The organism is Microbacterium sp. RU1D, from assembly GCF_900156435.1.
GTDB lineage: Bacteria > Actinomycetota > Actinomycetes > Actinomycetales > Microbacteriaceae > Microbacterium.
This window is the reverse complement of record NZ_FTPQ01000001.1, coordinates 1,204,484-1,227,238: the sequence shown is the minus strand read 5'-3', so window position 1 is coordinate 1,227,238 and position 22,755 is coordinate 1,204,484. Positions and strand designations below refer to the sequence as shown.

At 69.6% G+C, this 22,755-nt stretch carries 20 protein-coding genes; 11 read left to right on the top strand and 9 right to left on the bottom strand.

Features of this window, described 5'->3' with window-relative positions:
• Positions 1-41: 41 nt before the first annotated feature.
• Complete coding sequence (locus B0B15_RS05615; RefSeq protein WP_076673959.1) at positions 42-1,010, bottom strand: aldo/keto reductase; 969 nt, start codon at positions 1,008-1,010, stop codon at positions 42-44.
• A 58-nt stretch (positions 1,011-1,068) separates the two neighbouring features.
• On the opposite strand from B0B15_RS05615, the gene B0B15_RS05610 reads away from it, so the two are divergent.
• Entirely contained in the window at positions 1,069-2,310 is a 1,242-nt protein-coding gene (locus tag B0B15_RS05610; protein ID WP_256334188.1) for a mandelate racemase/muconate lactonizing enzyme family protein, read from the top strand.
• A gap of 9 nt (positions 2,311-2,319) precedes the next feature.
• Positions 2,320-3,084 (top strand): FadR/GntR family transcriptional regulator, encoded by a 765-nt coding sequence (locus tag B0B15_RS05605; RefSeq protein WP_083708878.1) that lies wholly within the window; start codon positions 2,320-2,322, stop codon positions 3,082-3,084.
• A gap of 19 nt (positions 3,085-3,103) precedes the next feature.
• Here B0B15_RS05605 and B0B15_RS05600 read toward each other — a convergent pair whose 3' ends face one another.
• The 4 genes from B0B15_RS05600 to B0B15_RS05585 form a co-directional block, all read right to left on the bottom strand.
• Complete coding sequence (locus B0B15_RS05600; RefSeq protein ID WP_256334187.1) at positions 3,104-3,427, bottom strand: L-rhamnose mutarotase; 324 nt, start codon at positions 3,425-3,427, stop codon at positions 3,104-3,106.
• A gap of 2 nt (positions 3,428-3,429) precedes the next feature.
• The gene (locus tag B0B15_RS05595) at positions 3,430-4,374 is read right to left on the bottom strand and encodes a carbohydrate ABC transporter permease (RefSeq protein ID WP_256334186.1); all 945 of its coding nucleotides are present in this window, start codon (positions 4,372-4,374) and stop codon (positions 3,430-3,432) included.
• Positions 4,361-5,203 (bottom strand): carbohydrate ABC transporter permease, encoded by an 843-nt coding sequence (locus tag B0B15_RS05590; RefSeq protein WP_256334185.1) that lies wholly within the window; start codon positions 5,201-5,203, stop codon positions 4,361-4,363. Before B0B15_RS05590 ends, B0B15_RS05595 begins: the two co-directional genes overlap by 14 nt.
• Before the next feature lie 129 nt (positions 5,204-5,332).
• Entirely contained in the window at positions 5,333-6,700 is a 1,368-nt protein-coding gene (locus B0B15_RS05585) for an ABC transporter substrate-binding protein (protein ID WP_076673951.1), read from the bottom strand.
• Positions 6,701-6,890: 190 nt separating this feature from the next.
• Here B0B15_RS05585 and B0B15_RS05580 point away from each other — a divergent pair, with 190 nt between their 5' ends.
• Genes B0B15_RS05580 through B0B15_RS05565 form a run of 4 tightly spaced genes read left to right on the top strand, consistent with a single transcriptional unit; the run spans position 6,891 to position 10,199 of the window.
• Complete coding sequence (locus B0B15_RS05580) at positions 6,891-7,871, top strand: zinc-dependent alcohol dehydrogenase (protein WP_256714465.1); 981 nt, start codon at positions 6,891-6,893, stop codon at positions 7,869-7,871.
• The gene (locus tag B0B15_RS05575; RefSeq protein ID WP_218123541.1) at positions 7,868-8,629 is read left to right on the top strand and encodes an SDR family oxidoreductase; all 762 of its coding nucleotides are present in this window, start codon (positions 7,868-7,870) and stop codon (positions 8,627-8,629) included. Before B0B15_RS05580 ends, B0B15_RS05575 begins: the two co-directional genes overlap by 4 nt.
• Entirely contained in the window at positions 8,626-9,252 is a 627-nt protein-coding gene (locus B0B15_RS05570) for a bifunctional 4-hydroxy-2-oxoglutarate aldolase/2-dehydro-3-deoxy-phosphogluconate aldolase (RefSeq protein ID WP_076673947.1), read from the top strand. Before B0B15_RS05575 ends, B0B15_RS05570 begins: the two co-directional genes overlap by 4 nt.
• Positions 9,249-10,199 (top strand): sugar kinase, encoded by a 951-nt coding sequence (locus B0B15_RS05565; RefSeq protein ID WP_076673945.1) that lies wholly within the window; start codon positions 9,249-9,251, stop codon positions 10,197-10,199. Before B0B15_RS05570 ends, B0B15_RS05565 begins: the two co-directional genes overlap by 4 nt.
• 60 nt (positions 10,200-10,259) lie before the next feature.
• On the opposite strand, the gene B0B15_RS05560 is transcribed toward B0B15_RS05565, so the two are convergent.
• Complete coding sequence (locus B0B15_RS05560) at positions 10,260-13,442, bottom strand: hypothetical protein (protein ID WP_076673943.1); 3,183 nt, start codon at positions 13,440-13,442, stop codon at positions 10,260-10,262.
• 197 nt (positions 13,443-13,639) lie between these two features.
• On the opposite strand from B0B15_RS05560, the gene B0B15_RS05555 reads away from it, so the two are divergent.
• The 3 genes from B0B15_RS05555 to B0B15_RS05545 all read left to right on the top strand — a co-directional run bounded on the left by B0B15_RS05555 (position 13,640) and on the right by B0B15_RS05545 (position 17,262).
• Complete coding sequence (locus tag B0B15_RS05555) at positions 13,640-14,881, top strand: acyl-CoA dehydrogenase family protein (protein ID WP_076673941.1); 1,242 nt, start codon at positions 13,640-13,642, stop codon at positions 14,879-14,881.
• Positions 14,882-15,031: 150 nt separating this feature from the next.
• Positions 15,032-16,213 carry an AI-2E family transporter gene (locus tag B0B15_RS05550; protein ID WP_076673939.1) on the top strand — a complete coding sequence of 394 codons (1,182 nt, stop codon included), beginning with the start codon at positions 15,032-15,034 and terminating at the stop codon, positions 16,211-16,213.
• 5 nt (positions 16,214-16,218) lie between these two features.
• Complete coding sequence (locus tag B0B15_RS05545; protein WP_076673937.1) at positions 16,219-17,262, top strand: ATP-dependent DNA ligase; 1,044 nt, start codon at positions 16,219-16,221, stop codon at positions 17,260-17,262.
• Positions 17,263-17,285: 23 nt separating this feature from the next.
• Here the strand turns inward: B0B15_RS05545 and B0B15_RS05540 are convergent, their stop codons facing one another.
• Complete coding sequence (locus B0B15_RS05540; protein ID WP_176776577.1) at positions 17,286-18,566, bottom strand: MFS transporter; 1,281 nt, start codon at positions 18,564-18,566, stop codon at positions 17,286-17,288.
• 55 nt (positions 18,567-18,621) lie between these two features.
• Between B0B15_RS05540 and B0B15_RS05535 the strand changes: the two genes are divergently transcribed.
• Complete coding sequence (locus tag B0B15_RS05535; RefSeq protein WP_076673935.1) at positions 18,622-19,578, top strand: DUF5937 family protein; 957 nt, start codon at positions 18,622-18,624, stop codon at positions 19,576-19,578.
• A 113-nt stretch (positions 19,579-19,691) separates the two neighbouring features.
• Here B0B15_RS05535 and ligD read toward each other — a convergent pair whose 3' ends face one another.
• The gene (gene ligD / locus B0B15_RS05530) at positions 19,692-20,717 is read right to left on the bottom strand and encodes a non-homologous end-joining DNA ligase (RefSeq protein WP_076673933.1); all 1,026 of its coding nucleotides are present in this window, start codon (positions 20,715-20,717) and stop codon (positions 19,692-19,694) included.
• Between the two features lie 114 nt (positions 20,718-20,831).
• Here ligD and B0B15_RS05525 point away from each other — a divergent pair, with 114 nt between their 5' ends.
• The gene (locus B0B15_RS05525) at positions 20,832-21,458 is read left to right on the top strand and encodes a DUF1684 domain-containing protein (protein WP_076673931.1); all 627 of its coding nucleotides are present in this window, start codon (positions 20,832-20,834) and stop codon (positions 21,456-21,458) included.
• Between the two features lie 78 nt (positions 21,459-21,536).
• Here the strand turns inward: B0B15_RS05525 and B0B15_RS05520 are convergent, their stop codons facing one another.
• On the bottom strand, positions 21,537-22,649 hold the full coding sequence (locus B0B15_RS05520) for an SseB family protein (RefSeq protein ID WP_076673929.1): 1,113 nt from the start codon (positions 22,647-22,649) through the stop codon (positions 21,537-21,539).
• Between the last annotated feature and the right edge of the window lie 106 nt (positions 22,650-22,755).

Sequence of the window (22,755 nt, the reverse complement as noted above, 5' to 3'; positions counted from 1 at the left end):
GTCCTTCCGTCGGGTCGTCGCGTGCGCCCGCCGCGCACGCGTCATGCCGCGACGAGTCCCGCCGCGGAGAGCTCTCGCCACATCTCGTCCGGCGCCGTGGCGAGATAGCGCTGCAGCGTCGATTCGGCCTGCGCCCGCGTTCGCACACCCACGACGACCGAAACCACTTCCGCACGTTGCAGGGGGTACGCCAGCGCGGCGGACGGCAAGTCCACGCCGTAGCGCTCGCAGATGTCCGCGATCCGGTTCGCGCGTTCGATCAATTCGTCGGGTGCGCTCGTGTAGTCGTAGCTCGCGCCCCGTGCCGGGCGGGGGACGCTGAGCAGCCCCGAGTTGTAAACGGCCGCCGCTACCACGCCGACGCCCCGTTCGACCGCGAGGGGCAGCAGACGATCCGCCGCCGCGTCATCGATGAGTGTGTATCGACCGGCAACCATCACGATGTCGACGTCGCACCGCTCGACGAAGTCGGCGAGCATCCCCGCCTGATTCATGCCCGCGCCGATCGCCGACACGACGCCCTGGTCGCGTAGCTCGATGAGCGCGCCGACGCCGGTGGTCGAGGCGGCATCCCAGTGCGCGTCGGGATCATGCAGATACGCGATATCGATGCGATCCAGGCCGAGGCGCGTCAGACTCTCCTCGACCGAGCGCAGGATGCCGTCGCGTGAGAAGTCCCACCGCCGCACGACCGTGGCGGGGACGGCGAACCCGTCGTCGTCCCGGCGGTCGGCGGTTCCCGGTGAGCCGATGAGCAGGCGTCCCACCTTCGTCGACAGCACGTACTCGTCGCGCGGGCGATCGCGCAGCGCCGCCCCGAGACGACGCTCCGAAAGCCCGAGTCCGTAGTGCGGAGCCGTGTCGAAGTACCGGATGCCGGCATCCCAGGCCGCGTCGACCGCGCCGCGCGTCGTGGCGTCGTCGACTTCGCGGGAGAGGTTGCCGATCTGCGCCCCACCGAAACCGATCTCGGTCAGGACCGGCGTCCTCGCCGTTGATCGCGTCTGCATCTTCGCCTCCGTCGGGGAGCCCGGCCTGTCGGTTACTCCGTTTGAACACTAACATATGATGTATGTTCTTTGTGGGCTCGCCTCGAGCCCCATCCAGCAGGAAGTCAAGGGCGATATGAAGGTCACCGGTTACCGCGTGCTCCGCACGTTCCGCGAATGGGGACGCCCCATCGGCGACGTGAACGGGCACATCGCGTCGGGCATCACCGAAGAAGCCGTGGTTCTCGTCGACACGGACGCGGGTATCACCGGTGTCGGGACCGGCCACGTCGCCGATCTGGCACGGCTCTTCCCGGCCATCGACGGTCAGGACCCCCGCGCGGTGACCGCCCTCTACGACCGCATGCTGGCCCGCGTGTTCAAAGCCGGGCACGCCGGCGCGACCTTCGGCAGCATCGGCGCCTTCGACATGGCGCTGTGGGACATCAAGGCAAAGGCCGCGGGCGAACCACTCTGGCGACTGCTCGGCGCCCGCGACCGCTTCGTCACCGGATACGCCTCGGGCCTCGACATCGCCCTTTCCGACGAGGAACTCGCCGCGTTCTACGCCCAGATGGCTGACCTCGGCTTCAGTAGCGGCAAGCTCAAGGGCGGCCGCGACCTCGACGCCGACCGCCGCCGCCTGCACATCGTGCGCGACGCCATGGGTCGCAACTCCCGTCGGCCCGCGGTCATGTTCGACGCGAACGAATCGTGGAATCTCAAGCAAGCCGTCCGGTACGTCAGCGAACTCGAGCGCGAGATCGACCTCACCTGGGTCGAAGAGCCGCTTCGCCGATGGGATGCCGAGGGGCATGCGCGCCTGTCGCGCAGCATCCGCGCCGCCGTCGCCACGGGCGAGAATCTCACCGGTCTCGAGCAGTTCCGTCCGATCATGGATGCCGGGGGTGTCGATGTCGTGCAGGTGGGGTGCACGTGGGGCGTGACGCACTTCCTTCGCGTCGCGATCCTCGCCCACGGACGCGATCTGCCGATCAGCCCCGTCGGCGTGACCGCCAATCAAGCCGTCGCCCACGCCGCGATCGCGGTCCCCAATCACCTCAGCGCCGAAGTGCAGGACCTGGGCGCCCCCTTCGGTCTGCACATCGACCAGCACTTCGCCGACGGCGGAATCGTCCTCGGCGACACTCCCGGGCACGGAGTGAGCGTCGACGAGGCCCTCATCGCCGAGGGTGGCGACCGGGGCGCGAGCTGGCTCGTGGGCGCGGGCCCGCACGTGCGCCCCGACCGCGCGGGACTCCGACTCGTCCCTGAGGCCGACCGGCACGAGCGACCCGATGGCGAGATCGCGCGCGACTAGGCTGACCGCATGAGTGAGGAGAGCGTCCCCACCGGCATCGGGTCGGCCCTGCGCAGCTCGTCGCCGCGCACGCCGACCGCCCGACTCGGGGTCGCCGTGGTGCACGACCTGGTGGAAGCGATCGTGAAGGGCGACGTCCCCCCGGGCGACACGCTGCCCCCCGAAGAGAAGCTGGCTCAGCACTTCGCCGTCAGCCGGACCGTCATCCGCGAATCGGTGAAGCGGGTCGAGGAGAAGGGGCTCATCAGCGTGGCCCCGGGACGCGGCACGACCGTGCAGCCCAAGACCTCGTGGAACGTCCTCGACCCGGTGGTCCTCGCCGTCCTGCTGGAGAATGATTCGTCGCTCGGCGTGCTCGACGAGATCTCGGTGATCCGCGCCGCCCTCGAGGGGTCGATGTCGGCGGCGACCGCTCAGCACGGCACACCCGAGCAGATCGCCCAGGTCACGGCATCCCTCGCGCGCATGGAGGAATCGGTCGAGGACCCCGAGGTCTTCCCGGACGCCGACCTCGACTTCCACTTCCTCGTGATGACGCTGTCCGGCAACGAACTGGCCAGCAGCATCACGAAGATCCTGTTCACGCGTGCGCGCCAGTCGGCCCGCTTCGTCGGCAACCAGTCGACCGATGCATTCCACCTCACCCTCGAGGAGCACCGACGCGTGCACGACGCCATCGCCGCGGGCGACCCCGTCGAAGCCGAGGCCGCGATGCGGGCGCACATCCTCGACGCCTGGCGGCGGCGCCGTTTCCCCACCGCGCGCGAGCGCTGAGCGCCGGCGGAATCATGTGTCAGTCGAGGTGCCAGGCCTCGGTCATGATCTGCCAGTTCGGCTCCGATCCGTCGTCGTCGAACGGCACCTGGCACGGTCCGGTCCGTGCCCACCACTCCTGCGTCACGGGGTCGGCGGCCATCTTGGCGTCGTCGGCGGCGAGATCGTCACCCACGTACTCGTAGGAGCCGAACAGCACGTCGCCGCGCACGAAGATCGTGAAGTTGCGGATGTTCCCGTCGCGCAGCGTCTGCTCGACGCCCGGCCACACTGCACGGTGCAGCGCGAGGTACTCCTCGCGCTTCTCGGGCACCATCCGGCAGACCATCCCCACCCGCAGCACGCTCACTCCTTCGTCCCGCCGGCGGTCATGCCGGTGACGAGGAACCGCTGCGAGAACAGGAAGATCAGCAGCACGGGGAGAACCGAGACCAGGGTCGCCAGCGCGAGCACCGGGAGCTCGATGGTGACCGAACCCGCGGACGTCGGGTTGAACAGCGGCACGTTCGAGAGCAGCTCGGCGAGGCCGACCTGGATCGGCGCGCGACGCCCCGGGACCATGACGAACGGCAGGAAGTAGTTGTTCCAATTGCCCACGACGTTGAAGAAGCCGACGAGCGCGATGACCGGCGTCGCCAGTGGCATGGCCACGCGCCAGAAGACTCGCCACTCCCCCGCGCCGTCTATGCGGGCGGCATCCAGAAGGTCCTTCGAGATGCTCGTCGAGAAGTAGATGTACGTCAGGTACACGCCGAACGGGAAGAACGAGAAGGGCAGGATGACGGCCAGCGGATTACCGATCAGCCGCACGGCGCTCAGCTCGAGGAAGGTCGGCAGCACGAGGGCGGTACTCGGGATGAGCATGACCACGAGGGTCACCGCCAGCAGCGTCTGTCGGAGCCGGAAGTCGATCATAGCGAGCGCGTAGCCGGCGGGGATCGTCAGGAGCAGCGTCAGGACGAGCGCGCCACCGGTGTACAGGGCGGCGTTGCCGAGCCATGTCCACACGATGCCGTTCTGGAAGGCCATCAGGGCGTTCCAGTTCTCGGCCAGCGTCGAGAACGCCCCGAAGTCGAACGGACCGTTCACCAATAGTTCCCGCGGGGTCTTGGTCGGGGCCAGCAGCAGCCACGCGAGGGGCAGCAGGAAGAAGACGACGAAGAACAGGGCGACCACGACGACGAACGCTCGGCCGAGCCATTCGCCGGGCGTCATCCGCCGACGACGCGTGCGGGCGGCAAGGGCCCGCTCGTCGGCGCGCAGCAGGGTGGCGGTTTCAGTCGCGCTCAAAGAGTCCTCCTCGGAAGACGAAGAAGGCAGCCAGGATCAGGGCGACGGCCAGAAGGATGAGGGAGATCGCGGCCGAACCGTTGAAGTCGTTCTGCCGGAAGGCGTAGAGGTAGGCGAGCTGGTTGAGTGAGTAGTCCTGCGGCACGACGCCTTTACTCGCCTGAGAGAGCACGCGGGGCTCGACGAAGAGTTGGCTTCCCGCGGCAATCGACATCACGACCATGTACGAGATCCACTTCCGCAGGAGGGGCAGCTGGATGTACCACGCCGTCTGAACGGGGCCGGCGCCGTCGATGCGCGACGCCTCCATGATCTCGGGGCTGATGTTGTTGAGAGCGCCGTACATGATGACGATCCACTGCCCCGCACCCGTCCAGAACGACACGATGGTGAAGATCACGGGCAGGTTGTCCAGCGAGACGGTGGCCACGAAGGAGTCGAAGCCGAGCCCTCGCAGGATGCCGGACACCGGGCTCACGCTGGGGTCAAGCAGGAACAGCCACAGCAGGACGCTGGATGCGCCCGCGAGCGCCCCGGGGATGTAATAGACGAACCGCACCGACGTGGAGAGCCATCGCGACGCGAAATTGTGCACGATCAGCGCGAGCAGCACGACGAAGACGATTTGGAAGATCAGCCAGATCACCAGGTACGCCGAGACGTGCTGGACCGCGGGCCAGAAGCGGTAGTCGCCGAAGACGCGAGCGAAGTTGTCGAAGCCCGCGAAGCTCCCGGCTTTGGTGAACGCGAGATAGACCGCGTACAGCGCCGGACCGAGGCCGAACAACAGCAGCAGGATGCCGTACCCCGAGCTGAAGGCGTACGCCATCGCCGATTGGGAACGGTTCGGGTTTCGACGCCGTTGCTGGCCTCCCCGCCGGCGCGTTTCAGCGCCGGCGGAGAGGGGCGTCATCGTTGAGGTGACGATGGCCTGGCCTTTCGTGGAGGAGCGGGCGGATCAGCGAGCGACGTTGTAGCCCTGAACTTGAGCTTCGTTCAGGATCTCGGCCTGCCAGTCAGCGGTGACGTCGCCGATGGACTTGCCCGCGGCGAGCGCCGGCAGAACGACCTTGCTGTAGGCGGTCTCGGCGCTGAAGCTCGGGAACCCCCATCCGCTCCACACCTGGCCGCCGGCGTCGATCACGTTCTTCTCGAAGTCGCCGACGAAGTAGCCGTCAGCTGCCTGCTGGGCGATCCACTTCTCGCCGGCCTCGGCATACGCCGGGTACCCGGGTGCGAGGTCGACCTGGTACTCGTCCGAGCTCGTCGCGAACTCCATGAAGGTCTTGGCGGCATCCAGATTCTTGGAATGACTGGATGCGAGCCACGTGCCACCACCGACGTTGCCGGTTCCGATGTCTTCACCCTCCCAGTGCAGCGGAGTGCCGGCTCCGAGCTGACCGGCGGGGACATTCAGGCTGTCCGGGTTCTGGAACAGCGCGCCCGTGAACCATACGGGCCCCGGCATGCCGAGGACCTTGCCCTGCGCCTGCTGAATGAAGTCGGATCCGAAGACCGAAGCCGTCGACAGCGTCTCGTTCGCCACCATGTGGTCGAGCAGGTCGGTCATCTTCTGCGCGTTCTCGGCTCCGAAGTCAGACGTGAAGTCGTTGCCATCGAGCTGGAAGATCGGCGCCTGCGCACCCCAGTAGTAGACGTACGACCCGAGGAAGCCGTCACCGACCGAGCCCAGCAGGTATCCGGGGTGCTCCTGGGCGACGCGGTCGCTCAGCTGCTCGTACTCTTCCCACGTGGTGGGCACCTCGTAGCCGAACTGGTCGAAGAGGCTCTGGTCGTACCAGAACACGACCTGCGCGAGGTCGTTGCGCAGACCGTAGGTGGTGCCGTCGATGGTGAGCGGATCCAACGATCCGGGGGTGAACCCGGCGAGGAAGTCCTCGTCGAACCACCCCTCGTTCACAGGAGCGGCGAACGCCTGCTGACCGTTGGACTCCTTCGAGGCCCACGACGCGTCGTTGTTCTGCGTCGAGAACACCACGTCGGGCCATCCTTCACCGGCCTGATCGAACAACGCGATGCGCGTCTGGAGGCTCGCCGATCCGCTGGCGTTGCCGTCGTAGGTCTCGGCGTTGATCTGGATGTCGGGGTGCGCCGCCTTGAAGGCGTCGATGATCGGTTCGCGGGTGGCATCCACCCACACCGTGATCGGGCTGCCTGCCTCCTGCTCCGCTTGCGCGAAGCCCAGGGAGGTGTCTCCACCGCCGGCGTCAGAGCTGCAGGCGCTGAGAGCCAAAGCGGTCGCCCCCGCCAGGGCCAGGGCTCCGAATCGGGCGAAACGGATGAAGCGACGGTGCTGTGTTGCCATTTCCAGTCCTCACATGGTCGACGTCGTTGACGACTCACCGCGGTGCGGCGTGAACTCATTAGATCATACATGTGACCTATGAGGAAAACCCTCGTACAGTGAGGGGGCGGATGTCGACCTCATCCGCTCTCACTGGAGAGGACTCATCGTGCGCGCACTTCACTACACCTCGGCTCGGACCGTCGACCCCGTGGACATCCCCACGGAGGCTCCCCCCGCGGGACAGGTCCAGATCCGCGTGGCGTACACCGGCCTGTGCGGCACCGACCTCCACGTCTTCCACGGCGACATGGATGCCCGCGTCGAGCGACCGCTCGTCTTCGGTCATGAGATGAGCGGCGTGATCGCCGCCGTCGGCGACGGGGTGGACGAATGGATGCCGGGAGACCGCGTCACCGTGATGCCGTTGGACTGGGACGGCACGTGCCCCGCCTGCCGCGCCGGCAACGAACACATCTGCCAGAACCTCGACTTCATCGGCATCGACTCCCCCGGCGCGCTGCAGGAGCTGTGGAACGTTCCGGGCTCCACCGTCGTACGTCTGCCCGACGACCTCGACCTGCGCGAGGGAGCGCTCGTCGAGCCGGTCGCCGTCGCCGTCCACGACGTGCGTCGCTCTGAGCTCGCCGCGGGAGACACGGCGGTCGTCATCGGCGGCGGCCCCATCGGCGTCCTCATCGCGAGCGTCGCACGGCACACCGGAGCGGACGTCGTCGTCATCGAGCCGGATGCCGGTCGCCGAGGCACGATCGAGGACCTCGGCTTCCGCACGCTCGACCCTCGCGCGACCGACCAGACCGCCTGGGTGGAGGAATGGACGGGCGGTGCCGGCGCGGACGTCGTCTTCGAGGTGTCCGGAGCCGCCGCAGCCGTCCGTGGAATGACCGCGCTGGCGAAGGTCCGCGGCACCGTCGTCGTGGTCGCCATCCATTCGCAGCCGCGCGAGATCGACCTGCAGCGCGTCTTCTGGCGCGAGCTGCGCCTCCTCGGGGCGCGTGTCTATCAGCGCCGCGATTTTGAAACCGCCGTCGAGCTGCTCGCGGGTGGCGCCATCCCGACGGACACGCTGATCACCGATGTCGTTCCGCTGGAGAAGACTGGTGACGCGTTCGCCGCGCTCGAGGCCGGCCAGGCCCTGAAGCTGCTCGTCGCGGTCGGAGGCGACCAGTGAGCGCCAGGCTGTTCGACCTCATCGGCCGCACCGCTCTGGTGACGGGCGCGAGCCGCGGTATAGGCCTGGCGATGGCATCCGCTCTCGCCGACGCGGGTGCCGACATCATCGCCGTCAGCACGAAGGATGCCGAGCCCGACAGCACCATCGCGACAGCCGTGCGCAACCGCGGGCGGGAGTTCACGTCGTTCGCGTGCGACTTCTCCGACCGGACCGCCGTGCTCGCGCTCATCGATGACCTGCGCGGGCGTCGGATCGACATCCTCGTCAACAACGCCGGCACCATCGAGCGGGCGCCGGCGGTCGAGCACCCCACCGCCCTGTGGGAGCGCGTCGTCGAGGTCGATCTGACGAGCCCGTTCCTGCTGACCCAGGCCGTCGCGGCGGGGATGCTCGAGCGCGGGTCGGGCAAGGTCGTCTTCACCGCCTCACTCCTGAGCTTCCAGGGCGGCATCAACGTGCCCGGCTACGCCGCGGCGAAATCGGGGATCGCGGGACTCACCAAAGCCCTTTCCAATGAGTGGGCCGCTCTGGGAGTCAACGTCAACGCGATCGCCCCCGGGTACATCGCCACCGACAACACCGCGCCCCTGCGCGGAGACGCCGACCGTTCGCGCAGCATCCTCGAGCGGATCCCGGCGGGGCGGTGGGGCGAGAGCTCGGATCTCGCCGGGGCGACGGTGTTCCTGGCATCCGCCGCCTCGGATTATGTGAACGGCATCGTGCTGCCCGTCGACGGCGGGTGGCTCGGCCGATGAACGGGTGGCTCGAACCCTTCCCCATCGTTCCGGTGATCGTGTGCGACCGCCCCGAGCTCGCGGCCGACCTCGCTCACGCCCTGCACGACGGCGGCGTCGAGTGCGCTGAGATCACACTGCGGACGCCGCGGGCTCTGGAGGTGCTGGCGGCGATGGTCGCAGACGCACCGCCGGGGTTCGTCGTGGGCGCTGGCACGGTGCTCGAGGTCGCACAGGTCGACCATGTCGCCGACGCGGGCGCGGCGTTCGTCGTCAGCCCCGGGTTCGACGACGACGTCGTCGACCGCGCGCGCACGCGGGGCCTCGAGGTGCTGCCCGGCGTGGCCTCTGCCACCGAGGTGCAGCGCGCGCGGCGCGCCGGCCTGTCTGCGGTGAAGCTCTTCCCGGCGGACCTCCTCGGCGGGCCGGCGGCGGTCGATGCTCTCGCCGCAGTCTTCGCCGGCACCGGATTCGTGCCGAGCGGCGGCGTCGGTCCGCACAACGCGGGTGAATACTTCGCGCGCCCCGCGGTGCCGTCGGTGAGCGGAAGTTGGCTGGCCCCGCGGGCCGAGATCGCCGAGGGAGACCTGTCCCGCGTGAGCGAGCGGAGCCGGGCCGCCATGCAGCTGCGGGCGGCGACGTGAGCGCCGCGGTCGTCACGCTCGGCGAGACCATGGCGCTGTTCCGCCCAGCGGACCCGACCGAGGGCGAGAACGCCTCGGACTACCGCTTGTCATTCGGCGGCGCCGAGAGCAACGTGGCCGTCGGGGTGGTGCGCCTCGGTGGCCGCGCGGTGTGGATGGGACGTGTGGGTGACGATGTCGCGGGGCGACGGATCCTCAGGGAACTGCGCGCAGAGGGCGTCGACCTCCACGTCACCGTCGACGCAGAGGGCTCGACCGGCTCGATGATGAAGACCGAGATCGCTCCCGGACGCGTCGCCGTGCAGTATTGGCGCGAGCGCAGCGCCGGGAGCCGACTGCGCTCCGACGACCTCGACCTCTCCATGCTCACCTCCTCGACGGTGCTGCACGTGACCGGGATCACCCCCGCCCTGTCGGCATCTGCGTCCGAAACCATCGATGCGGCGGTGTCGGCCGCCCGCTCGGTCGGCGCGACCGTGTCGTTCGACGTCAACCACCGACCGTCCCTCTGGCGCGGTCGCGATGCACGCCCGGTCTACCGGCGGCTCGCCGCACAGTCGGACCTGGTGTTCGCGGGGCGAGAGGAGGCGGCACTCATCGTCGGCGAGATGTCCGATGACGACCTCGTCGACGCGATCGCAGCCCTGGGCCCCTCGACCGTGGCGCTCAAGCGCGGCGCCGAAGGTGCCACGGTTCGCGCCGAGGGACGACTCCTCGAACGACCTGCCTGGCCGATCCATCCCGTCGACACGGTCGGCGCGGGCGACGCCTTCGTAGCCGGCTACCTCGCTGAGCACCTGAAGGGCGCCCCCCTCGAGAGCCGCGTCGACACAGCCGTGGCGGCGGGAGCGTTCGCCTGCCTCGGCCGCGGCGATTGGGAGAGCCTGCCGCACCGCCGTCAGCTGGAACTCCTCGCAGCGGGAGACGGCGACCCCGTCGTGCGCTGAACCGCCTCCGGCCAGGACCGTGCCCCCTCGCTCCGCAGAACGAGGGTGCACGGTCGTTCGTCAGTTCAACGTGAACGCCGTCGACTGGCTGTTGCCGGCGATGTCGATCACGACGAGCGTGTTCTCTCCGCGGACGGCCCCGAATACGCCCGGCGTCACGAAGTTCACATCCGACCACGGCGCGTTCGTGAGGTCTTTCACGACGCCGTTGAGCTCGACCCGGTCGATCCGACCGGCGTCGTACAGCTTGAAGCTCACCCGGTCGTACGAGTCCCCCGTGGCGACGGTGAAGTTCTGTCCGTCTTTCACCGTCACCGTCGGCGGGGTCGCGTCGATCGTGAAGGCGAACGCGCCGGTCGCCGAGACGTTACCCGCACGGTCGTGCGCGTTGTACTTCACCTGGTAATCCCCATCGGGCAGCCCGACCGACGCCGTGTGCGTGGCCTCGCGCTCCCCGTTCGCGAGCGTCGTCTGCGTGCTGCGCACGAGCGTGCCGCCCTGGTAGACGTTGGCCACGATCTGCGACAGACCCCGGTCGTCGGTCGCGTCGACCCGGAGATCGAGCGTGCGCGACGGGCCCGCCTCGGTCGGCGAGACGAGCGTCGCCGTCGGCTTTACGTCATCGCGGTCGAGGCGCAGGTCGCTGAACACGTTGAGCGCCGAACGGCTCACGTCGTGCGATGACGAGAAGATCCCGGCATCCTGTACCGGCGCTGCGCCCGTGAGCGTAGCCGCGGAGCCGATCTGCGCGTAGTTGGTCCCGTCGAACGAATACCAGGCGCTGACCTGATCTCCGTCGCGGTCGAGCTTGACCCACACCGGGCGGAACGTGTCGACGTTCGCCGCGGCCGAACTCTCGACGTACCCGTCGCCGTCGGCGTCCCAGTGGAAGACGACTCCGTTGCGCGGGGTGACGGCCACGAGCGCGTACCCGGCGGACGCCCCCGGCTGATCGATGTCGTTGCGGATCATCACGCCCGACTTCGCCCAGGCGTTCGCGTCGCCGACGGTGTCGACGCGCGCGGACACGCGGGAGTCGGCGTTCACGGCGTCCTTCTGGAAGATGGAGCCGTACGCGTCGTCACGCTGACCGCCCCCACCCCACACGTCCGCGCCCTGCGCACGAATGGCGAAATGGCCGTCCGACTGAGCGAAGTGCGAACTCGCGGCCGACGCCGCCGTGGTCGTGAACGGCGCGCCCACCTGCTCGCCCGTGTTGCCGCAGGCGGCGTCCTCGGTGAACAGGGTGGCGTTCAGCGCCGTCCGCCGCTCGGGAGCGACCCCGGCCTCGCAGATGACCTGGCGTGCGGCATCCGGCCAATTCAGTCCCGACACCTGCACGTTGTCGACGAGCTGATTGCGGTTCGCCTCGAGGTTCGGCGTCTGGGTGCCGCCGGAGTTGTACCAGTTCTGCGTGATGAGGTTGTCGCTGGTGTTCGTGGCGTTGTAGGCATTCGTGAACACCCACGGGTTGGTCCCCTGCAGCACGTTCTGCCGGTAGGTCGTCGCGCGCGTGCCCTCGTCGAGGTAAAGCCCGACGCCCGACACGTTGTAGAGGTAATTCCGCTCGGTCACCGACCCGGGGCTGGCCGACAGGTTGTAGATCGAGCCGCCGTCGGCGAACTGCGACTTGGTGTTGTGCACGAGGTTCCCGGCGACGAGGTTGTCCTTCAGCGTCGTGGGGGTCTCGTAGCGGGTGTTCCAGTTGTAGTACCCGCGGTTGGTGTACTCCCCCGACCCGCCGGCATCGTTCATGCCCCAGCCGTAGCCGGTGTCGATGCCGTCGTAGGCGACGTTGGCGACCTCATTGTTCTGGATGCGCGCGTTGGTCACGTAAGTGCTCAGGATGCCGGAATTGTCCTTGTACTCCACGGCGGCGCGGGTCACGGTGTTCTGCTCGACCGTGATGTCGCGATTGATCATGCGCTCGTCCTCGGGGTGATGCGCCTCGGGACGGTTGCCGCCCACGAACACCCCGTGGCCGCCCACCTCGGTGAAGCGGTTGCCGATGACGTCGATGTTCTGCGCCCCGAGACCGACGCCGCTGAGTGCGGCGTTGGTGTCATTGCCGATCCCGAGCGCCGACGATCCGAGCCCGACGAACAGGTTGTTCTCGAATCGGACACCGGATGCCGCGGAAACCTGCACCGCGGCCGGTTGCTGGTACCAGCCGGTCCGCGCGCGCTCGAACTGTTCGCATCCGCGCGAGCAGCTGGTGAAGGCATCGGCCGGTCGGTAGTCGTAGTGGCCCTTGATGTAGGAGCCGTTCTGCTGCGTGGCGTAGCCGTCGGTGCTCGGTCCGAGCCACGACGTGCCCGTGAACGTGATGCCCTCGAACGCCAGGTTCTTCACCGGCTGGTCGTACGTGCCGCCGATGCTCAAGAGCACCTCCACCCGCGGGAGTTCGATGTCGAGGGTGTTCGGGTCCACCCCTGCGCCGGGCTTGTAGTAGAGCTTCCCGCCGTCGGGGTCGATGTACCACTCGTTCATCTGGTCGATGAACGCCAGGGAGTTCGACAGCCAGTAGGTGGAGCCGCCGAGGAGGGCGAACTGCGGGGTGTCCCATCCCCACGTGTTGTTCTCCCACGCCGGCTGGACCATCGTCAGCTTCGAGTTCGCGATGCTCGCCACCGGCGAGTACCGATAGGTGAAGTCGCCCTTCGCCTCGAACTCGATGCGGTCGGGCTGCGGCACGTCATTGAGGAACGCGAGGTCGGGGTTCTTCAGCGTGATCCCGGACTCGTCCAGCGCGAGATCGGCCCCGGCGACCTGGCGCTGCGCGCGCTGGGCGTACACGCCGTTGACGTAGAGCTGGCGTGTGTCGACGCCCTGCGGGGTGTCGGCCACCCAGATGCCGGCGTCACCGTCGTGCACGCGCCATCCCGACACCCGGTCGGCGCCCGAGATCACGGGGTGGGCGCCGGCAGCAGCGGTCCAGCGCACAGAACCGCTGTCACCGCCGGCGTCTTCCGGGCGGAACTGCAGCGGCTCGTCGATCCGGTACTCGCCGTCGGCGAGCTCGACGACGACATCGGGGCGTCCGTCGGCGACGAGCTCGCGGACGCGTTCCTTCGCCGTCCGCAGGTCGCACGGTTTGCCGGGGGAGCAGACGGAGCCGGAGCCATCCGGCGAGACGTGGAGAGTGCGGGCTTGGGCGGCGACGGCGGGACTGGCGACGGCGAGGGAGGCCGCGAGGGCTCCGATCACCGCCAGTGCGCCGCCACGGAGGTGGCTTGTCTTCACGGGGGGTCCTGTCAGGAGGGGGGATGTCCCGGACGCGCGACTCGCGGTTTCGATCACGGCCTTGTGAACGGGGTGTGCGGCTGCACTTCGAAACATCATACGAATGATGAATTGAAATGCAAGACCCCCGGTCGACGGCAACGAGCTCTCATCCTCGAGGATGACACCGGGTCCCACCGTGAGCGATACTGGGAACCATGACCATCGACGCCGATGCCCGCGCCCTCCCCGGAGAGCGCGTCGCCCACTACGACCTGCTGGGCCGCCGCGACACCGACTACTACGCGGTGTTCGCCGACATCCCCGACGCCGACCGCGCCGCGTGGGATGCCGCCAAGTCCTTCGCCGACGAGGTCGGCACGCGCATGCAGGGGGAATGGGATGCCGCGACGTATCCGATCGACCTCGTGCGGCGCATGGGCGAGCTCGAGCTGTTCACCGACGGCATCGAGCACCCCGATCTTCCGCGCACCTCTCCTTTGGCCGCAGGACTGGTCAACATGGAGATCTCGCGGCACGACGGCTCGCTCGCGACGGCTCTCGCCGTGCAGGGCGGCCTCGCGCTGCGGACGCTGGCGTTCTACGGCTCCCCCGAGCAGCAGCAGCGCTGGCTGAAGCCCCTTGCCGACGGCATCGTCCTCGGCGCGTTCGCCCTGACCGAGCCCGACCACGGCTCCGACTCCGTCTCACTCGAGACCACCGCCACCCGCACCGCCGAGGGATGGTCGCTCAGCGGGACGAAGAAGTGGATCGGCAACGGCGCCTCCGGCGGGATCACGTTCGTCTGGGCGCGCATCGACGACGAGGGCGGCGACGACCACGGCAACGTGCGCTGCTTCCTCGTCGAGCAGGACACCCCGGGCTACACGGGCACCGTCATTACCGGGAAGGTGTCGCTGCGCGGCATCCATCAGGCCCACATCGCGATGGACGACGTGCGTCTTCCCGCGGATGCCGTGCTGCCGGGCACCCGCACCTTCAAGGACGCGTCGGTCGTGCTTTTCGCCACCCGCTCGGGTGTCGCGTGGTCGGCGCTGGGTCACGCCACCGCCTGCTACGAGATCGCGCGGACGTATGCCACCGAGCGCATGCAGTTCGGGAAGCCCCTCGCGAAGTTCCAGATGGTGCAGGAGCGCCTCGCCCAGATGCTCGACGAGCTCACCGCGATGCAGCTGTACTGCCGCCGCCTCGCCGACCTCGAGACCTCGGGGGGTCTGCGCCCCACCCAGGCCTCGCTCGCGAAGTACCACAACACCCGCGCAGCCCGCCGGGTGGCGGCGATCGCGCGCGACCTGCTGGGCGGCAACGGCATCCTCCTCGAGAACGGCGTCATGCAGCACATGGCCGACATCGAGGCGATCCACACTTACGAGGGCACCGAGAGCGTGCAGGCGCTGCTTCTCGGCCGCGACATCACCGGGATGAGCGCGTTCGTCTGACCGCGGATGCCGCGGGGGGCGGCCGCGCGCGCCGAGCCCCCGCGGGGCCGCGCGGGATCCTGCGCCACGGGTGACACGGAGCCCTAATCCGCAGCCCTGAGCCGCGCAACCCGCGCGGGCGATGTCGGAACCTCCCGCTAACGTCATCGCATGGGCCTCTTCTCTCGCCACCCCGCGCCGCGCAACGCCGTCACGTCCGTCGCGCAAGCGGTGCAGCCGCCGCCGAAGAGCCTCTGGGCCGACGGATTCGGGCGCCTCGCCATCCGGGCCGTGCAGATCATCATCGTCGTCGTGCTCGTCGCGGGCGTGATCTGGGGCATCCGTCAGGTGACGCTCGTCATCATCCCGCTGATCCTGGCACTCATCTTCGCGTCGGCCTTCGGGCCGGTCACGATGTGGATGCGACGCAAGGGCGTCCCCGCCGTGGTCGCCACCCTGCTGACGCTGCTCGCGGTGGTCGTCGTACTCGCCGGTCTCGGATGGCTCGTCGTGAACGCCGTGATCAACCAGTGGGACACGCTCAGCTCGCAGGCCGTCGAGGGCTTCCAGAAGGCCCAGGACTGGTACCACACCCTGCCGTTCGCGATCTCGCCCGACCAGATCAACCAGGCCGTTGAGGGCATCACCGACTTCGTCACGAGCGCGCAGTTCGGCACAGGGGCGCTCGCGGGCGTCAGCGCCGTCGCGTCGTTCGTCACGGGCTTCGTGCTCATGGTCGTCATCCTGTTCTTCTTCCTCAAAGACGGACCCCGCATGTGGGAGTTCGTGCTCCGTCCGTTCCGCGGGAGCGACTACGACCGCGCGCGCCGCATCGGTGACAAGACGGTCACCGTCCTTGGCTCCTACGTGCGCGGTACCGCCTCGGTCGCCGCCGTCGACGCCATCGGCATCGGCATCGGGCTCGCCATCCTCGGCGTTCCGCTGGCGCTGCCGCTGGCGGTGCTCGTCTTCCTGCTCGCGTTCATCCCGATCGTCGGCGCCGTGACGGCCGGCATCCTGGCCGCGCTCGTCGCCCTCGTGACCAACGGATGGGTCGTCGCCCTCATCGTCGTCGGCATCGTCGTCCTCGTGAATCAGCTCGAGGGCAACTTCCTGCAGCCCGTCCTCATGGGGCGGTCGATGAAGCTGCACTCGTTCGTCGTGCTGGTCGTGCTCGCCGGTGGAACCGCGATCGGCGGCATCCTCGGCACCCTGCTGGCCGTGCCCCTCACGGCGGTCGTCTGGGGCATCATCACCGTGTGGAACGGCCCCGACGAACCGGCCGAGTGGGCGCGGCGCAAGAGGCGCCGGAAGCCCGTGCCCCTGTCAGGCAACGAGGGCGGCGAGAGCTGACCGCGATGGCCCACGACATTCCCGCACCGATGCTGGCGAAATCGGTGCCAGAAGTTCCCGACCACGCCAAGGTCGCCGGGGGCTTCAGCTACGAGCCCAAGTGGGACGGCTTCCGCGCACTCGTTTCCTGGGACGGCACCGACGTCGAGATCGGCAGCCGGGGCGCGAAGCCCCTCACCCGCTACTTCCCCGAGCTCGTCGAGGCCTTCGCCCGCCTTCTGCCCGAACCGTGCCTCATCGACGGCGAGGTCGTCGTGGCGCGCGGTGAGGCCGGGGCACAGCGGCTCGACTGGGAGTCGCTGTCGCAGCGCATCCACCCCGCGGCCTCTCGGGTGAACATGCTCGCCGAGGAGACGCCGGCGATGTTCATCGCCTTCGACCTGCTCGCCCGCGGCGAGCGCGACCTGCAGGGAGAGCCGTTCGCCGAGCGTCGTGCGCAGCTGGTCGACCTGCTCGGAGACGTGCCGCACCCGGTGCATGTCACCCGCACCACCGACGATCCCGACCTGGCGCGCCGGTGGCTGGCCGAGTTCGAGGGCGCCGGTCTCGACGGGGTGATCGCCAAGCCGCTCGCGCAGCCCTATGCGCCGAACAAGCGCACGATGTTCAAGATCAAGCACGCCCGCACCGCCGATGTCGTGCTGCTCGGGTACCGCATCCACAAGTCGGGCGAGGGCGTGGGCTCGCTGTTGCTCGGACTCTACGACGACGACGGTCGCCTGCACGGTGTCGGTGGCGCGTCCGCCTTCACCGACAAACGCCGCCGCGAGTTGATCGACGAGCTCGAGCCGTACGTCGAACGCGATGACGAGGGCGCCGCCGTCACCGGCGAGACCGATCGTTCGCGCTTCTCGGCCTCCAAAGACGTATCGTTCGTGCGGCTTCGTCCCGAGCGCGTACTCGAGGTGCGTTACGACCAGCTCGAGGGGATGCGTTTCCGCCACACCGTGCAGTTCGACCGGTGGCGTCCCGACCGCGACGCCCGCTCGTGCACCTTCGCGCAGCTCGACGCGGTGACCTCCTACGACCTGGGCGACGTTCTCGACTGACGCCTCGACATCGCCGCCTCCGCTCAGCGCACCTCCGTGGCATCCGCCGCCCGCCGGGCGATCACGACGACGCCGGCCGCGGCCGCTGCGAACATCGCGGCGAGGATCGCCCACCCGGCGGTACCGAGGTCGATCGCCGTCAGGGTGACGACGGCCGGCGCGATCATCGCTCCGACCGCATATCCCGTGCCGTAGACGCCCTGGTAGCTGCCCATGCGCTCCTGCGGCGCGAGGTCGAAGCTCAAACTCCAGCCCGCCGCGCTCGAGGTGATCTCGGCCAGCGAGTGGACCACGGCCGCGGCGAGCAGCACGACGATCACCGCCGTCGCGGGCCCCCACCCTTCACCGCGGACCCACCCGGCTCCCGCCCACAGGGCGCACGCGGCGACCATGAGCCACCCGGCGCGGGTCATCGCGCGCCCCGCCCCGCGGAACGTTCCGGTCCCGCGGCTCATCCGCACCTGCAGCAGCACCACGACGACCGTGTTGACCAACAGCAGTGGGCTGACCACCACATCGGCGGCGATCGTGTGCGCGACGACCCACAGCGGCACACCGATCTCGAACACCCCGAACTGGATGCCGAAAACCCCCATCAGCACGGTCAGCCACAGGAAGCGCGGGTCGCGGTAGGGACTCCGCACGACAGCGACCGCTGCGGCGGACGGGGTCTCGGCATCCGGGACCTCACGGCGGAGGTCGACGCGCTCGGGATCGAGACCGGCGACGAGCACCGCGGACAGCAGGAAGAGCGACCCCGCGATCGTCATCGTCAAATGGAAGGCGAACGGCGTGCCGAGCGCGAGGGGGACGGCGGCGACCGCGGTGCCGACACCGATGCCGACGTTCGTGACGGTCCGCATGGTCGCGCGGATGCGCACCCGGTCCTCGCCGCGGAACGCCCGCCCGACGACCGAGGAGCGCACGCTCCCCCCGCCCTGCTGCGCGAGCAGGACGAGGGAGGCGACGATCACCAGCGTCGGGAGGTCGCGGACGAAGAGGTAACCGATAAGCGCCGCGCCCTGCACGATGTGCAGGACGACGAGCATCCTCCGCGCGCTGAGGCGGTCGGAGAGGTGTCCGAATGTCAGGGAGCTCGCGACGCCCACCGCCCCGGCGATCGTGAGGCCGATGCCGACCGTGACAGGCTCGAGGCCCACGATGAGAGTCAGGTACAGCGTCGTCAGCGTGAAGAATGCCCCGCGGCCCAGCGTGTCGACGAGGGTGACGGTGAGGAGGCGGCGCAGAGTCCGATCCGTCTGCACGAGGGTTCTCAGGGGGACGGTCGGGATCGTACTGGTCACCCCCTCATTGATCCAGGCGCGGCGCGTGCGCTCAATAGATGTAGCGTGGAGCTTCATGATCCGGTACGAGATGGAGGCCGCCGACATCTCGGCGATCCGCTTCGGCATCTCGCCGCTGTCGGAACTCGGCCTCGGGCTCCGCGCTCTGTCGCAGCCCGACGGCTTCCCCCTCCAGCGACCGTGGCTCGAGCGCATCGCGTCGGTGCGCCCTCTGCTCGACCTCGAGGTTCTGCTCGCGCTCGTCAACGACCGCAAGTGGACGGCGGACTTCGTCAACCCCCGCCCGTCGTCGCCGCTGACCTCGCTCGACGACGAACTGCTCAAGCTCGGGCGCATCCCCCGAGCGCGCTTCGTCGCCGACCTCGAGCGCGTCCACGGCGAGATTCCCCCGGTGTTCCGCGGGCGGCACGACCTCGTCATGGCCCGTCTGCAGCGCGCGCTGGCCACCGCGTGGGATCTCTGCTTCGCCCCGCACTGGGCGCGCATGAGCGCGGTGCTGCGGGCCGACATCGCGTACCGCGGACGCATCGCCGCGCAATCGGGCATGGGCGCCGTCCTCAACGGTCTCTCGGATGCCGCCCGCTATGACGGCCGCCACCTCGACGTGCGCCTGTGGAACCCCGATATCCGCCGCCGTCCCGTGCTCGGCGACGGCCTCACCCTCGTGCCCTCGATGTTCACGGTCCGCGTCTCGACCCCCATCGACGACGACCTCCCGCCCACGGTCATGTATCCCGCGCGCGGGCAGGGCGCGATGTGGTCGCGCAGCACGCAGCCCGAGCCCGACGCCGTCTCCGATCTCCTCGGGCGCACGCGCTCGATCCTTCTCGCGGCGCTGGGCGAGCCGGCATCCTCCACGGATCTCGCTCTGCGCCTCGACGTCTCGACGTCCGCGATCAACCAGCACCTGCGCGTGATGGAACGCGCCGGCCTGCTCAACCGCGCCCGCTACGGCCGGGCGGTGCTGTACTACCGCAGCGCCGCCGGCGACGCGTTGGCGTCCGGCGGCTGAGGCGGACCGCAGCGATCGCCCCCGCGGCGCCCGGCAGCGGAACGCGCGGCGCGTCGGACCGTGCCGCCCGTTGCGGAGCGACCCGGCCGTCAGGCCCGACCCGCTCCCCCGCGTCACTCCGCCGGCGTCTTCGCCCGCGACGGCTGCACGCGAGGCGGCTCGCCGGGCATCTTCGGGAACTCCGGTGGGAACGGCAGCTCGCCGAGTCCGTTGTCGACGTCGCGCTGCCACCACTCCAGCAACGTGTCGATGCGTCCGGGCTGAGCGGCGAAGTTCTCCCACGGATCGCCCATGGATGCCAACCGCTCCGGCACGGAGCGCACCGTGAACGCGAGGGGGTCGAGGCCGTCGAGTTCGTCCCAGGTCACCGGGGTCGACACGGTCGCGGTGGGCAGAGCCCGGGGCGAGTACGCGCCGGCCATCGTGCGGTCGCGGTTGGCCTGGTTGAAGTCGACGAAGATGCGTTCGCCCCGCTCCTCCTTCCACCAGCTGGTGGTCACGGCATCCGGCATCCGTCGTTCCAGTTCGCGCGCGGCGGCGATGACGGCGTGCCGCACGTCGAGGAATTCGTGCGTGGGCTCGATGGGGCAGAACACGTGCAGGCCGCGGTTGCCGCTCGTCTTGATCCAGGGCTCGAGGCCCGCCTCGCGCAGCACGACCCGCAGCTCGTGCGCCGCGGTGACGGCCTCCGCAATGCCGGTGCCCGGCTGCGGGTCGAGGTCGATGCGCAGTTCGACGGGGTGGTCGGGGTCGCTCGCGAGCGAGGCCCACGGGTGGAACACGATCGTGTTCATCTGCGCGGCCCACACGGCCGAGGCGATCTCGCCGAGGAAGAGCTGCGGATGCCGCCGCCCGCTGTTGTAGGTGACTGTCACGGCCTCGACGAAGGCCGGCGCCCCCTTCGGCGGGTTCTTCGAGAAGAACGCCTCGCCGCCCACGCCCTCGGGGAAACGTTCGAGCGACACGGGCCGGTGCCCGTTCGCCGCGATGAACGGGTCGCCCACCGCGATGAGGTACTCGGCCAGCTCGCGCTTGGTGATCGCGACCTCCGGCCAGAGCACGCGGTCGGGGTTCGAGATGCCGACCTCGCGGTCGCCGTCGGGGCCCGGCACGGTCAGGGTGATGCGAGGGGATGCCATGTGCCGACGCTAACGCGCGCGCGGGCGCCGTGTCTGCCCGTTGCGATGCGGGGTCGCCGTGGGGTCCGTGTCCACCCCGGGCCCCGGCATCCCGTCCCGTCCTACGCTCGAGACATGACCACCGCCGCCGCCCGCACCGCCCTCGACATCGCCGACTGGCGCCGCCGCGTGTTCGCGCTGTACGACGCCGTGCGCGAAGCCGACGATCCCGAAGACGCCCACGAGCTCTGGCGCATCGAGCGCGACGCGCTGTTCGCCGATCACCCCGCCACTCCCCTGCTCCCGGAGCAGCGCGACGGGTTCGAGGGGCTTCCCCTCGCCCCCTACGACGCGGTGTGGCGTTTCGAGGTGCCGCTGCTCGACGCGGATGAGGCGTCGTTCGTCGCGACCACCGGGACCGACGGCGAGGTCGGTTTCGAGCGCATCGGCCGCGTGGAGCTGCCCGACACCGGCTCCCTCGACGTGTGGCGGCTGACGTCGTACGGCGGCGGACTGTTCGTGCCCGTGCGCGACGCCGCAGCCGGCCGGCCGGGCGGCACGTACGGCGGCGGACGCTACCTGCTCGACACCATCAAGGGCGCCGACCTCGGCCGCGGATCCGCGCCCGACAGCCTCGTCATCGACTTCAACTTCGCGTACAACCCGTCGTGTGCGTACGACCCGATGTGGGCGTGCCCGCTCGCCCCCGCGGGGAATGTGCTGCCGGTGGCGGTTCCCGTCGGCGAGCTGTACGGGGTGTGACGGCCAGGCCGCTCTGCATTCCTGAGAAACGACAGCGGGCCGCTCCCCGGACGGGGGCGGCCCGCTGTCGTCGAGTGCTCAGGACTCCGCGGCGGCGGCATCCTTCTCTGCGAGGTCGATGACGGGTGCGAGCTGCTCGCGCGTGAGGCGGATCCAGGGCCCGGCCGGGTCGACCAGGATGCCGGTGAGCGCGGGGTCGCTGGCGAGGGCCTTCGACAGCTGCGCTCGGCTGATGGGCAGCGGCTGGTCGCCGCGTCCGAGGGCGAGGAGTTCGAGCGGGTGGCTGAACACCTCGAGGAAGCGCTCGCCCGCGGCCGAGCGCGATTCGGCGACGCCGATCGGTCCGCCCTCCTCGGTGCGGTTCACGGCGATCCACATCGGCGCTTCGGCGATGATGGCGTCGACGATCGCGGGGACCGTCTCGTCGGTGCGCGCGTCGCACAGGGCGGTCTTGATGCGCAGTTCGGGGTCGACCTCGGCGACCATGCGCTCGAGCAGCGCCTTCGGCAGCACGGCGCGGTTGTCGCCGGATGCCGGGTCGAGCACGATGCCGGCGTACGGGCCGGACAGGACGTGGCGCAGCAGCGCCATGACCGGCTGGCCCATCGCGGAGGTGTCGTGGTCGCCGTCGGCCTCGACGCTCGCGCGAAGCGCGAGGCCGCCGCTGTAGGCGAGCACGAGCTGCTCGTCACCGCGGTTGGCGACGGCGAGCGGGAGGTCCTTGCCCTCGGCGAGCAATGCGCGGGCGTCGCCCTTCACGCGCAGGAACACGTGTCCCTGCAAGAACTGGCGGGCGACGTTGAGCAGCTGCGCGGGCTCGGGCTGCCCCGTGATCTCGGCGAGGGCGTTGCCGAGCAGCGCGTTGTCGCGCAGGCCCTGCACCGTCTCAGGAGCCTCCGGGGCCTCCATCGGACCGGGCTGACGGGCCGAGGGCCGCGCGGCGACCGGCGGCGCGTTCGTCAGCGACGGCGCGGGCTCGGGGCCGGCACCCACCCCGCGGAACGACGACATCGAGATGCCGACCGTGGGCGTTGCGGCGTCCGGGGCCTCCGGGGTCGTGTCGGCGGCCGGAGCGGCGTCGCTGGGGCCGGTGGGATCGACGGGCTGCTCGCCCGGTTCGATCGTGGTGTCGGGCCGGTCGACCGATGCGTCGTCGGAGTCGGACTTCTTGCGGCGCGAGAAGAGAGCCATTCCGCCAGCCTATCCGGGCGGGTCGGGGGCCAGGCCCGGAGCGTGGCGGCGGGCGAGGGCATCCCCGGCGGTTTGGGGCGCGGCTTTTCGTTCGGGGCGGACGATT

Excerpts from the sequence above, each read along its gene's own strand:
- B0B15_RS05585 (WP_076673951.1), bottom strand. The coding sequence starts at position 6,700 with ATGGCAACACAGCACCGTCGCTTCATCCGTTTCGCCCGATTCGGAGCC.
- B0B15_RS05555 (WP_076673941.1), top strand. The coding sequence starts at position 13,640 with ATGACCATCGACGCCGATGCCCGCGCCCTCCCCGGAGAGCGCGTCGCC.
- B0B15_RS05615 (WP_076673959.1), bottom strand. The coding sequence starts at position 1,010 with ATGCAGACGCGATCAACGGCGAGGACGCCGGTCCTGACCGAGATCGGT.
- B0B15_RS05520 (WP_076673929.1), bottom strand. The coding sequence starts at position 22,649 with ATGGCTCTCTTCTCGCGCCGCAAGAAGTCCGACTCCGACGACGCATCG.
- ligD (WP_076673933.1), bottom strand. The coding sequence starts at position 20,717 with ATGGCATCCCCTCGCATCACCCTGACCGTGCCGGGCCCCGACGGCGAC.
- B0B15_RS05525 (WP_076673931.1), top strand. The coding sequence starts at position 20,832 with ATGACCACCGCCGCCGCCCGCACCGCCCTCGACATCGCCGACTGGCGC.
- B0B15_RS05605 (WP_083708878.1), top strand. The coding sequence starts at position 2,320 with ATGAGTGAGGAGAGCGTCCCCACCGGCATCGGGTCGGCCCTGCGCAGC.
- B0B15_RS05590 (WP_256334185.1), bottom strand. The coding sequence starts at position 5,203 with ATGGCGTACGCCTTCAGCTCGGGGTACGGCATCCTGCTGCTGTTGTTC.
- B0B15_RS05535 (WP_076673935.1), top strand. The coding sequence starts at position 18,622 with ATGATCCGGTACGAGATGGAGGCCGCCGACATCTCGGCGATCCGCTTC.
- B0B15_RS05610 (WP_256334188.1), top strand. The coding sequence starts at position 1,069 with ATGTATGTTCTTTGTGGGCTCGCCTCGAGCCCCATCCAGCAGGAAGTC.
- B0B15_RS05545 (WP_076673937.1), top strand. The coding sequence starts at position 16,219 with ATGGCCCACGACATTCCCGCACCGATGCTGGCGAAATCGGTGCCAGAA.
- B0B15_RS05570 (WP_076673947.1), top strand. The coding sequence starts at position 8,626 with ATGAACGGGTGGCTCGAACCCTTCCCCATCGTTCCGGTGATCGTGTGC.
- B0B15_RS05550 (WP_076673939.1), top strand. The coding sequence starts at position 15,032 with ATGGGCCTCTTCTCTCGCCACCCCGCGCCGCGCAACGCCGTCACGTCC.